This window comes from Rummeliibacillus suwonensis (genome assembly GCF_007896435.1).
GTDB lineage: Bacteria > Bacillota > Bacilli > Bacillales_A > Planococcaceae > Rummeliibacillus > Rummeliibacillus suwonensis.
The window spans coordinates 600095-612657 of sequence record NZ_VCBL01000001.1; the positions used below are offsets into that span (position 1 = coordinate 600095).

Annotated in this window: 12 protein-coding genes and 1 CRISPR repeat array (1 of these 13 cut by a window edge); of the genes, 11 read left to right on the forward strand and 1 reads right to left on the reverse strand. The window is 32.4% G+C overall.

Features of this window, described 5'->3' with window-relative positions; translation table 11 throughout:
* Positions 1 to 424: 424 nt before the first annotated feature.
* Positions 425 to 1303 carry a LysR family transcriptional regulator gene (locus tag FEU33_RS02840; RefSeq protein ID WP_146547918.1) on the reverse strand — a complete coding sequence of 293 codons (879 nt, stop codon included), beginning with the start codon at positions 1301 to 1303 and terminating at the stop codon, positions 425 to 427.
* Positions 1304 to 1419: 116 nt separating this feature from the next.
* On the opposite strand from FEU33_RS02840, the gene FEU33_RS02845 reads away from it, so the two are divergent.
* From FEU33_RS02845 to cas2, 11 genes are all read left to right on the forward strand, one after another.
* Complete coding sequence (locus tag FEU33_RS02845) at positions 1420 to 1746, forward strand: GlpM family protein (protein ID WP_146547919.1); 327 nt, start codon at positions 1420 to 1422, stop codon at positions 1744 to 1746.
* A gap of 277 nt (positions 1747 to 2023) precedes the next feature.
* Positions 2024 to 2194, forward strand: a complete 171-nt coding sequence (locus FEU33_RS18630; protein ID WP_186731295.1) for a hypothetical protein — start codon at positions 2024 to 2026, stop codon at positions 2192 to 2194.
* Positions 2194 to 3009 carry a serine/threonine protein kinase gene (locus tag FEU33_RS02850; RefSeq protein WP_146547920.1) on the forward strand — a complete coding sequence of 272 codons (816 nt, stop codon included), beginning with the start codon at positions 2194 to 2196 and terminating at the stop codon, positions 3007 to 3009. The genes FEU33_RS18630 and FEU33_RS02850 overlap by 1 nt, the downstream gene beginning before the upstream one ends.
* Before the next feature lie 486 nt (positions 3010 to 3495).
* Positions 3496 to 4230 (forward strand): CRISPR-associated endoribonuclease Cas6, encoded by a 735-nt coding sequence (cas6, locus tag FEU33_RS02855; RefSeq protein ID WP_146547921.1) that lies wholly within the window; start codon positions 3496 to 3498, stop codon positions 4228 to 4230.
* Positions 4231 to 4246: 16 nt separating this feature from the next.
* The gene (gene cas8a1 / locus FEU33_RS02860; RefSeq protein ID WP_244950969.1) at positions 4247 to 5923 is read left to right on the forward strand and encodes a type I-B CRISPR-associated protein Cas8b1/Cst1; all 1677 of its coding nucleotides are present in this window, start codon (positions 4247 to 4249) and stop codon (positions 5921 to 5923) included.
* 1 nt (position 5924) lies between these two features.
* Positions 5925 to 6821, forward strand: coding sequence for a type I-B CRISPR-associated protein Cas7/Cst2/DevR (gene cas7i, locus FEU33_RS02865; protein WP_146547922.1), 897 nt, complete (start codon positions 5925 to 5927; stop codon positions 6819 to 6821).
* Positions 6822 to 7565, forward strand: a complete 744-nt coding sequence (gene cas5b / locus FEU33_RS02870; RefSeq protein WP_146547923.1) for a type I-B CRISPR-associated protein Cas5b — start codon at positions 6822 to 6824, stop codon at positions 7563 to 7565. It abuts the gene before it with no gap.
* Positions 7566 to 7618: 53 nt separating this feature from the next.
* On the forward strand, positions 7619 to 9838 hold the full coding sequence (cas3, locus tag FEU33_RS02875) for a CRISPR-associated helicase Cas3' (protein ID WP_146547924.1): 2220 nt from the start codon (positions 7619 to 7621) through the stop codon (positions 9836 to 9838).
* A gap of 78 nt (positions 9839 to 9916) precedes the next feature.
* On the forward strand, positions 9917 to 10429 hold the full coding sequence (cas4, locus tag FEU33_RS02880; RefSeq protein WP_312753939.1) for a CRISPR-associated protein Cas4: 513 nt from the start codon (positions 9917 to 9919) through the stop codon (positions 10427 to 10429).
* On the forward strand, positions 10429 to 11415 hold the full coding sequence (gene cas1b / locus FEU33_RS02885) for a type I-B CRISPR-associated endonuclease Cas1b (RefSeq protein WP_146547926.1): 987 nt from the start codon (positions 10429 to 10431) through the stop codon (positions 11413 to 11415). The genes cas4 and cas1b overlap by 1 nt, the downstream gene beginning before the upstream one ends.
* Before the next feature lie 169 nt (positions 11416 to 11584).
* Complete coding sequence (gene cas2, locus FEU33_RS02890) at positions 11585 to 11848, forward strand: CRISPR-associated endonuclease Cas2 (protein ID WP_146547927.1); 264 nt, start codon at positions 11585 to 11587, stop codon at positions 11846 to 11848.
* Positions 11849 to 12029: 181 nt separating this feature from the next.
* Positions 12030 to 12563: direct repeats of the CRISPR family, unit length 29 nt; unit sequence GTTATTCATTAACTATGAGGAATGTAAAT; it runs 6237 nt beyond the window's last position.

A 12563-nucleotide genomic window follows, 5' to 3' on the forward strand; every position in this document is an offset into this window, starting at 1 on the left:
AAATAAGACCATATGAAAACAAGGTTTATAAATCTTATTTCATATGGTTTATTTATTTTAAGAAGGCTTTGCTCCAGTCTCGTTTTTTGCTTTTTCGATAGTTACTGTTTTGGGTGAGCATTTTTGGTAGATAACATCTTTTCAATACTTAAGAGTTCGTGAGGGATGAAGAAACTGTTACTGAGTGAAATTTCACTTTACCCCGCTTTAGCAGGCAGTAAGACCCCTATCTCAAGATATAGAGAGAAACGAGAAAGATAGATGGGGGACAACTGCCCGTAAAAGTCCGATTGGTTAGGGCCAACAGGATGTTGTTTCCTCAGGTGTTGCCACAGGACGTGGCGTTCTTAACCTGAGTTCCTCTATTCTAGTGGGAGATGAAGACCCCCCTGATGGAAACTTCACTTTATATAAGCAAGATCATTTAGTAATTGCTCAGAACCCATTCTTGTAAAAAAGGGATAAATTTTTTACTTGAAGGGGAGAGACTTTGGATAGGTGCGTTCGCAAGAATACCGAGACTTCGAACATAATTGCCTTCAATGGGTCTTGCGCAAAGTTCTGTTAGATGTTCTTTAATGAGCAATTCAGAAAGCAAACTAATACCTAGCCCATTTTTAACCATCGCAATAATGGCTTCATCTCCACGAATTTGGTAGGCGATATTAGGGGAGATTTTTTCTTTTTTAAAGATAAATTGTACATCATGATGCGAGTCCTCATAGGGCATAATACAAGGCTCTGTTGTAAAAGCTTTAAGCGGTACTGAGTCAAGGCTTGCTAATGGATGTTCTTTCGGAAGTATAGCGAGCATTCGATCCTGCATTAAAGGGATGAAATGAGGATTTTGATTGACTTGTGTTGTTCCAATGCCAAAGTCGATTTTCCCGCTTTCTAACCATTGTTTAATTTCTTGAGAATTTCCTTCATATAGTTGAATATGAATTTTGGGGTATTTTGAGTTAAATAAACTCAAGACAGTCGGCATCCAGTGAACGCAAACACTTGTATAGGCACCAATCCGTATAGTTCCAATCTCCATACCATTAATTTCATTGACCAATTCCTTCAGAAGCTGAGAGCGTTTCAGAAGATCCTGCATCGCCGGCAAGAGAGCCAATCCATTATCTGTAGGGATTACTCCAGATTTTCCCCTTATTAATAAAGAAAATCCAAAGTCATCCTCTAAACTACTAATCATATGACTAATGCTTGGTTGCGTATAATCAAGTTTTTCGGCAGCCTTTGTTAAACTTCCATATTCCACAGCTGTTACAAATGCTTTTATTTTGTTCATGGACATCATATTCACCATCTATAAATTTTTTCTATAGTTATCATTTAAAACATTCAATTTACTAATGATAAAAATAACATTACAATGGCAACAAATCAATCATGTTGTTAGGAGAAATAATCGTGGGATATGTTATTCAATTTATCATAGGTGGCACTGTGATGATGCTCGCCGCCATGTTAAGTAAATCAAAATACTTATTTTTATCAGGTATCATCACACTTTTACCGATTTTGACCCTAATGAATTTAAATTTACAAGTTCATCATATGACACCTGAAATTTTCCATATTACACAACGTAATGGGATTATAGGTGCGCTAGGTATGGTCGTTTTAGTAGGCGGAATCTATATGCTCACCAACTGGTTCAGGCCAGGCCCATCTGTGCTAATTGCTTTCGGTATATATATCGTGTTTATGGTAGGTTCTAGATATTTAATGCTCTAAAGTGGATTGTTAGTACAATTTTTAAAGATAGATGCACACAGCGCACAGCGTAAATTATGCTTTTTCAGGCAATGGATCCCGGCCGATTTTGGCTCTGCACGTGATGTGTTGAAAGGGAGATTTTCCAGGTAGTGTATCTTTTTCTTTATACTTGTATTTTGAAATGAAGGATATAAAAGAGATTGAGGAAACTTTTGGTTTTCCAATCTTTTTTTGTGAAAAGTGAAACTTCAAATGGGAGGATCTCGTATATGTATAAAAACAAGGAGGCGTTTAAATGCTGGATAAAATTTTTCGTTCTTTGATGAATAATAAGTCGCGCTATCATGGTTCTAGTAGTCGTCGTTATTCCAATCATGATCAATATCATGGTCACAATTATTACAAAGGGAACCGCCACAAGAAAAGTTCCCGTAGTTTCTTTAGTTCCCGTAGTTTTTTTAGCTAATGGATATTCAAAAAAATTGGAACCAATATCGTGAGAAGCACTATGAAATTGTATTTATGCGTTATATTGCAGAGCAGACACCATATAGAGTCATCCGTAAACTTGGCTATGGCTCGTATGGGATTACCTATTTGTTGGAAGAGCGGAAAAGTGAAAAGAAAGTCGTGATGAAAAGATTACGGGCAAGGGGAAAAAAGAAAAGAAAAATACGAAATCACTTCTTTTTTGAAATCGCTACCCTTCAGCATCTAGCAGAGGAAAGTTTTCCAAAGGTGTTCTGTGGAGGCCAAATCGAGGATATTCCATTTTACATCATGGAATATATGGATGGTCAAACATTTGAAGAACTTATTCTTCAGGAAAACAAGCCATTTACGATAAATGAATCGCTAAAAATTGTGGAAGAGCTTTTTGAAATTGTCTCAAAGATTCATAAAGCAGGATATGCACATCGAGATTTACGAATCCCTAACATTTTATCTGTTGATGGCAAACTGCGAATTATTGACTTTGGTTTAGCAGCTCCTCTCCAAAAAAAAGACAAACAACTATGGCGTCATCCAAAGCGATTAAAAACACCTCAAAGTGATCTCTATGCAATAGGCCACTTTTTACTATTTTTGTTGTACTCAACCTACCATCCAACAGAGTCAAAAGAAAGATCTTGGCAAGAAGAATTAAAACTACCTTTTGACATCGAAAACTTTATCGAGAGACTACTGGGCATCAAAGAAATATTTCAAAATATCTCAGAAGCCCAAAACAAACTAAGCCAAATAAGAAATCATTCTATCCAAGCATCCAGAGCGATGTAACAAGAGAATGTAATGTATGGAAAAAGCTACTTCGGAAGGGGTGGCTTTTGGTTTTTGAGAGAAGAAGCCCACTTAGTCTAAAATTATCATTAAAAATTCAAATAATTTCAAATAATGGATTAATAGATATGGTAAAATGTGATTATAAATGGAATATTTTATTAAGATTCTTAGTCATAAAAATAATTTTGTGCTAAGAATTATAGTCATTCTAAAAAACGTACATAAAAAGATAGATCGTAAGAATGGGATGCAAAAACAAAAAGGATGCATCGGCTTAAATATATCAATGCATCCTTCGTAGTTCCACATAGTTTAAGTAAAATTAAAATAAACAGATAATTTACATTCCACATAGTAAATTTATGTTCATTATAGCATATTTCTTTTAATTTCAAAATAAATTGTTGAAAGTATTGACAAATAATGTTCTTTGTAAAATAATTAAACCATATCTATTTATTTTAATAAAAGGAGGTGAATCCATTGAATTTGTTAATTGTATTTCAGCCTGCAAAACTTCCAAAACAGTATAATTTTATGTTTACAAGTATAGTCAAAGCGGCTTTAGAGATTTCCTCACCTGAAACAATAAAAGAATTGTATAGCTATGGGGAAAAGGTAAACAAAAAAGCAAAATCATTTACAGGAAGTATTTTTCTGCAAGATTATGTAATTGAAGAAACTGAAATAAAAGTAAATGGTGAAATAAGAGTGACTATCTCTTCACCAAATCCTGAATTTATTCTGTATCTTTACAATGGGATTGTTCAAAAAAAGATATTTCGATATCAAGCTTATGAAGTGCAGCTTGCCTATGTGAAAGTCTTATCTGAGAAACTTCCAACGAAACGGAAGGTGTTATTTAAAACCAATTCACCTATTGCTGTCAAAAATAAGGAAGGGCGTTTTTTAGATATAAACGATCTATCTTATAGTGAGGATTTTAACTATATTGCCAATGTCATTGTAAAAGCAGTAGCAGGAAGAAATTTGCTGGAACCTTTATCGTTCACACCTGTAATCATGAAGAAAAAAGTCGTCCAATTAAAACACCATTCATTTGCTAAGTTGAATAAGGAATCCATACTATTTGTTAATTGTTTTGAAGGTAGCTTTATGCTAGAAGGGGCTGTAGAGGATTTAGCTATTTTGACGAGTAGCGGTTTGGGAGTTAGAAGATCACAGTTTTTTGGCAGTATACAAATGTTACAAGAATAGGAGGTGTGAACATCAAATGATCAAAGTTACATTAAATGACTTTCTCTACAACAGTGGGATTTTAGGTCTAATTCGAATTCTTGACCATAGCGGAATCAATTATCAAAAAGAGGGAAATCAGTCTATTCTTTTTGAGGAGTCCGCACTTGAAAACTTTGAAAATCATTACTTCAATTATTTAATTGATAAGTATGATTATGATACAAGCTATTCCAAAATGCTGAATTATGAAAGCTTCTTATTGAACTATAAGCAACATCTTAGTGATGATAAGCAGTTGGAACATTTCAATGAAATCATTGACAATATGAAAAGATGGTTGACTTCCAATAGCTATACAAATACGTATAGATTTTTAACCGAAATCGATTATTTTTTTGAAGTAACTGCCAAATCATTAAAAAAAATATCTAAAAAGAAAAACGAAACATTTGAGGATATTGCTGACCAGGTAAAAGAAACTTCTGAAAAATTGTTAACCTGTATTGAAAACTTAAAGCATCCCCAAGCTAGACATTATTTAGTAGCACGTACATTAAGCTATCAAATTGTACAAGGATTTTGGACAAACGTTGCATTCTTAAATAGTACAGCTAGTAAAAAGGATTTATATATAGAATATAAAAATTACTTTACAGATGCTGTTCAAAACTATTTAGAAACGAAAAAGAATGAAAAAAAATACGCTAAAAATAAGTTTCAATGTGCAACCTGCGATAATACAATGGGAAAATTGAATGAAGCATTTGACCTTACCTGGTTGCAAAAAACAGGTGTGGATGCAGCACGAAAGTCTTCACATTACTGGGATCATCAACGTGATATTTTTATTTGTCCCGTTTGTAACTTAATTTATAGCTGCGTGCCGTTAGGATTTACTCTTGTTAAAGGAAAAGGGATTTTTATCAATAATAATCAGTCAATTGAACAATTGATTTCAGCAAACTTAATTCCACTGCGTGATGGTGAAAACGAGTTAACGATGAATGAATTAGAAGAGAAAGCCTATTATCGAATTTTAGATGTTATGGATCAAAACGTTGAATCGAAAAAGCAATTAGAAATCGACAATATCCAAATTGTTAAGTTTGATAAAAATAACGAATCAAGGCCATACACGTTTAATATTCTTTCAAAACAAAAAGCAGCTCTGATCGTAAAAGCGAAAAAGGATTTGAATTATTTAGTAGGCAAGTATTTAAAAGAAGGTAGAGAATATACAGATCTTTACCAAGAAGTAATCAAACGGATTTACAACGGCCAATCTTTTTATGATTTGTTGAATAAATTGATGAAATTATATATTTCAGGAGATTTCAAAAACCTAGCGGCTATTTATAGGATCCTAAATATTACTAATATTCAATTTGAAGGGAGCGTGCATTTTATGAGACAAGTTGAACTTCAAGAAATAAGAAATTTTGGTGAAAAATTAAGGGAGATATATGTAAATGAAAATCAAAAAAATAAGATAAATGGAATATTATATCGTTTATTAAACGCTTTAAAAGTCAAAAATTCAAATAAATTTTTGGAAACATTGATTCAAGCTTATAGCTATAAAAAGATAGAGATTCCAAAAGTTTTTGTAAAAGCATTAAGTGATGAAAAAGTATTTCAAACAATTGGTTATGCATTTTTATTAGGATTTAGTAGTAATAAGCAATCTATAAATAAAGGGGAGGAAAAATAATATGCTAAAAAAAGGATTAACAGTAAGCATCATTTTTGAAGCCGAAAGTGCCAACTATGGAGAAGGGGTAGGGAATGTCGCTTCTTTGAAAAAAATATCTCGTGGTGACCATGAGATGTATTCCTATATTTCAAGACAAGCCCTTCGCTATAACATAGTAGACCAAATGGAAGCTGCAACAACACCAATCGGTAATGATAAAAAGGTGCTACAATTCCACCCAGATGCATCAATTGCAGATTATGCTGAAATTGATTTATTCGGATATATGAAAACAGCAAAACCAACGAGAACAAGAGCAGCTGTTGTGCGCTTATCAAATGCAGTATCTCTTGAAAGCTATAATACAGATTTAGAGTTTTTAACAAATAAAAATTTATTTGATCGTTATAAAAAAGCAACTGGCCAACAAGGTGATGAAATCAGCGGTGGTAATATTGCACAAAGTGAAATTCATAAATCATTTTATGCCTATACAGTAGCAATCGATTTAGACAAAGTTGGCATTGATGAAAATGATGGTGTAGAAATTCCACCTGTCGAACGTGCAAAACGTGTTAATATATTACTTCAAACATTAAAATTCCTTTATCGCGATATTAAAGGACGCCGTGAAAACTTAGCTCCAATATTTGCTATTGGTGGAGTCTATGATATTAAAAATCCATTCTTTGAAAATCGTTTAAAGCTAAAACAAAATCGTCTATCAGTTCAAACCATCCTAAATGTACTAGAAGAAGATACAGTTATTAAAGAAAATACAAAAGTAGGGCTTATTAAAGGAATTCTTGAAAATGATGCGGAGATTGAAGCACAATTACATGCAACATCCATTGCAGAATTCTTTCAATCTTTACAATCAGCAGTTGAATCATATTACCAACAAGCGGGTGAGTAAATGAAGGGAATTCGATTAGAGGCTTATCAGAACTTAGCGAATTATCGAAAACCAACTAGCTTTCAACTAAAAGAATCTTACCCATTACCACCTTATTCAACGGTGATAGGGATGATTCATGCAGCATGTGGATTTACAGAATATGTACCCATGCAAATTAGCATTCAGGGAAAATATCATTCAAAAGTCAATGATCTTTGGACAAGATATGAGTTTGCAGGAAACTCATTTGAAGAGGGAAGACATCAACTGAAAATTGAAGATACAAATGGGAAAACGTATGGTGTTACGAGAGGAGTATCAACGGTTGAATTATTAGTGGATGTTGAACTTGTTATTCATATAGTACCAGAAGATGAAAACTATATTTCGGTCATTCTTCAAGCCCTTCAATCACCAGCAGAATATCTATCACTCGGTAGAAGAGAAGATTTATTGCAAGTTAAAAAGGTGAAAGTGGTGGAGATACAAAAGGAAAGAACGAAGAAAGATATGGTTGAAATTCCTTATGATATTTATGTTCCAATGGACTCAATAATAGAAGATAAAAAATTGTATCAGTCAATTGGGACATACTATAGCCTCAATAAAACATATGAGTTATTTGAAATTGCTAAAGGAAAGACAATTCGACAATGGAAGAAAATCAAAGCCTTCCATATACCTGCAACTAATAATAATAGACTGTTTGCTAGACATATTGTTCAATTCGATGAAGATGATTTGATCGTTTTTCTTGCATGATAATGAAGGAATGGGAGCGATCCCATTCTTTTTTTAGAAAGGAGTAATCAGTGATGTTCAAGGAATTATTAGCAAAATCAAAACAAAAAGATAAGGCTGCTGAAACGATTAAAAAGCATACAGATGAACTTCTATCAAGGCTAGAGATTTTAAAAGAAATGTATCCTAATGCCTTAACTGAACGGGAATGGATATTATTGGGAAAGGCTTGCTATTATCATGATATCGGAAAAGCTAATACGAAATTTCAAAATAAAGTTCGTCCAGTTTCTTTAAGAATAATGGATGAGTTTGAGAATCTGAAAGAAGTATCACATGGATATTTAAGTTGTGCCTATATTCCGATTGATGAATTAGAAGAAGAACTTTCTTATCAAGAATTATGTACCTTGATGAAAGCTGTGTACTATCATCATGAAAGAGAAAAAGAAGATTTTACTGTTAGTGAAACGATAGTAGAAAATGATTTGCCTAAGTATATACCTCTACTTGCAAAGCAAGATTTTACTGTACGAAAAGAACTTGTATTTGACTATGGTGAATTTGTGGATAAGTATTTTCCAGATGATCAATCTTTCTATGATTTTGTGAAAATAAAAGGATTTCTCAATAAAATTGACTTTACGGCAAGTGCTCATACAAAAGTTGAAATAGAACCAGAAAATTTAGTAGAAAAAGTAGATCACTTTTTAAACGAAAATAAACATGATCCCAATGATTTACAAAATTATTTAAAAGAACATCAAGATGAAAATCATGTCATTATCGCATCTACGGGAATTGGAAAAACGGAAGCTGCTTTGTACTGGATAGGTCAAAATAAAGGGATTTTCACGTTACCATTGAAAGTTTCGATTAATGCCATTTATGATCGTTTAACAAACATACTCAACCTAAACAATGTAGGGCTTTTGCATAGTGATACAGTTTCAGAGTATTTAAAGCGATCTGAAGAGCAAGATAATGAGTTCGATCTTAAATTTGTGGAGCAAACAAAGAAATTTTCCAATCCATTAACTGTTTGTACACTCGATCAAATTATTGATTTTGTAGGTTTGTATCCAGGTTTTGAGATGAAACTCGCTATTTTATCTTATAGCAAGTTAGTTATTGATGAGATTCAAATGTACAGTCCAAAATTAGCAGCTTTCATCATTTTAGGGTTAAAACATATTACAAATGTAGGTGGAAGATTTTTAATTATGACAGCTACATTTCCACCACTTTTGGAAGAAGAAATGAAACGATTGAATATTCCTTTTCATAAGCGTGAGGAGCCATTTTTAAAATTAGATGAAAATGGGCAAGTCATGAAGCGACATTATATGAAGATAAAAGAACAAGATATATCAGCGGCAGATATTGTGCAAGAAGGAATTGCTGGAAAAGTACTGATCATAGTAAATACAGTTACAAAAGCACAGAAACTTCAAGATGAATTTGATCATCTAGAGATCAAAACGAATCTTTTACATAGCCGATTCATCAAAAAAGACCGTGATGAAAAAGAAGAGGCTATTAAATTTTTAGGAAGAGAAGACGTGCATGAAGAAGGAATATGGATTACTACGCAATTAGTTGAAGCAAGTGTGGATATTGATTTTGATGTATTATTTACAGAATTATCAGAAGCTACTGGTCTATTCCAACGAATGGGGAGAGTTTATCGTAAGCGAATCTATAGAGATGAAAATCCTAATGTTTTTGTCTATACAGGCAATCCCTATCCTTCAGGAGTATCAAATTCTACAAAATCCGTTGTTGATTTTGATATTTTTAATAAATCAAAGGAAGTTTTGCTGCAATACGACAATCAATTGTTATCTGAACAACACAAAATGGATATCGTCAAGAAAATATATACAACTGAAGCATTAAAAGGTTCAAATTACCTTTCTGAATTTAAAAAAACAATCCAAAGATATTCGCATTTATTGGCTTATGAGGATGATCAAAAGCCATCCCTTAGAGATATCCAAAATGTCAATATCATTCCAACATGTGTTTATGCTGAAAACGAGGCGGCAATTCTCGATATTGTAGACAAGCTTAAGAAAGAAACAAATTGGACGAAAAAGATAAAGTTTTTAGATCAAATCAAAGAATTTGTTGTAGCCATTCCCCATTGGGCGTTTATAAATGCAACCAAAAAACATTTAATAAGTGACCCAGTTCAATTAGATCGAAATAATAAGTATCCGATCATTGCTTTTAAGTATACAAAAGAACGAGGTTTAATCTATGATATCGATTTTGATGCAATGTTTATGTAAAAAATAATAGTTTAAATCATTGAAGAAAAATCAATCTTAATATAGTTATCTATTTTAAAAGAATGGAGGAATAGTATGGTGAGACGATTTGATGAAATGCGAGCAACAGGATTGCAAGTACAGTATTTAAAAGTTTGCAAAAGAAAGCTTTGGCTATACTCTCATCAGATCAATTTTGAAGATGAAAGTGATACGGTATTACAAGGAAAAATATTGCATGAAAATTCTTATAAAAATGCCAAAACAAAAGAATTATTGATAGATGATTTAGTGAAAATTGATATTGTAGATTCACAATATATTGGCGAAGTAAAGTCTAGCAGCAAAATGAGAAATTCAGATGTTGCGCAATTGCTGTATTACCTTTATGTGTTGAAAAAGATGGGCATTGAAAGAAAGGGAAAGCTTCATTATCCAAAAGAAAAAAAGACAGAAGAAATTGAACTAACTACTGAAATGGAAGAAGAAATACCTAAATGGCTGGCAGAAATACAACAAATACTTTCTCTCGATAAGCCACCAGTTAAAGTAAAATATCCCTATTGTAAGAAGTGTTCTTATTATTCCTTTTGTTGGGTGGGTGAAGAATAATGCGAGATCGATATTTGTTTAATAATGGAAGACTTCAGCGTAAAGATTCAACAATCTATTTAATCAAGGAGGATGGAACAAAAAAAGTAGTACCTATTGAACAAATTGAAAATCTGCATGTTTTTGCGGAAATGGATTTTAATACAGCATTTTTTAATCTGTTAAATCAAAAAAATGTGAATCTACATTTTTATAATTATTATGGTTACTATTCCGGAAGTTACACACCAAGAAAGAAAAAGGTTTCTGGATTTGTTGAGATTAAACAAAGTGAGCATGTATTAAATCTAGGGTATCGTTTATATATTGCACAGCAATTTATTTATAGTGCGGTTCATCATATGCTTAGAAATTTAAGGCGGCATAAAGAATATACGGCAGAAATTATTGATGCCATTGTTAAATTAAGAAGTATGATTTCATCAGCATCAGACATTCAAACGCTTATGGGGATTGAGGGGAAAATCAGAAACTATTATTATCAAGGTTTTAACGGAATCATTCGTAATGAAGATTTCTATTTTGAAAAAAGAGAAAAACGACCTCCAACAAATCCGATTAATGCTCTGATTTCTTTTGGCAATAGTTTGATGTACACAGCTGTTTTATCCGAAATTTATAAAACGCAGCTTAATCCGACCATTAGTTTTTTACATGAGCCAGCCGTTCGAAGATTTTCTTTATCTTTGGATATAGCAGAGATCTTTAAGCCACTGATTATGGATAATCTTATTTTTTCTTTAATTAATAATCGAATGATTCGATTAGAACATTTTGAATTTGTTGAAGAAAATGTTTGTTTATTAAATGATACTGGACGAAAAATCTTTATAAAAGAATTTGAAAATAAAATGCAAACTACTATTAAACACCGAAAACTAAAAAGAAACACATCTTATCGATTTTTAATACGATTAGAATGCTATAAGCTGATCAAACATTTCTTGGCGGATGAAGATTATAAAGCTTTGAAAGCATGGTGGTGAAATAGAGGGGGACGAATGTATATGTAGCTATAAAGAATTGAGTCAAACTATTTTCTAATAAAGAAAAGATTAATGTTGAAAGTGAAATTATGGATTAAAATGGAAAGATAAATGTATGAGCTAGGATTCTAAAGGATTAATAGAGAAATATGGAGGTTGGGGATGAAAAATGTATGTATTGGTTGCATATGATGTGGATGTAAAACGTGTATCAAAAATACACAAGATTCTGAAAAAATACCTTTCATGGACGCAGAATTCCTTATTTGAGGGAGAAATAACAGAAGGAAAATTAAAACAGTGTTTAGCTGAGATTGCAAAGAAAGCAAACCCAAACATTGATTCTATTTATGTGTATAAAATTCCAAATCCTAAAAATATCAAAAAAGTCGTCTATGGGATTGAAAAAGACTATGAGAGCATGTTTTTATAGTTTGCAGTGAGGTACAAAATCAGGATATCTAGCATAAAGACCGCCATATCAAGATTTCTATAGGTTTTAAGGATTTTTCAAAAACACATTAGAGGATCACTGCAATTTTTGAAGATTGGTTTTAACTAAAAGTGCCCCAAACCCTTGAAAAATAAGGAGATTTGTGTAGGATAAAAGTAGGGTTATTCATTAACTATGAGGAATGTAAATTTTAAAGTGTCTACACCTCCCGACTCTGTGAATTTGTTATTCATTAACTATGAGGAATGTAAATTTAATGGAATTTGAAGCCATAGACGAGATAATGGACGTTATTCATTAACTATGAGGAATGTAAATTTATTTAAGTCGACTGAAATGCGTCGTAGAACCCCGGTTATTCATTAACTATGAGGAATGTAAATTCATATAATTCCGCCCCCTGTACCGCAAAAACCGTACCAGTTATTCATTAACTATGAGGAATGTAAATTCAATTTTCTTTTATATTGTTTCTGCAAAAATCGTGTTATTCATTAACTATGAGGAATGTAAATAAATCGACCGTCACAGTCACATTCGTTTCGGTATTTTGTTATTCATTAACTATGAGGAATGTAAATCAGGTTGAGGAATTAGAAGCTATATACGAACTATACGTTATTCATTAACTATGAGGAATGTAAATTACGAAGTAACGTAAACCTTCCTCTTCTAAGCGTTCTTCGTTATTCAT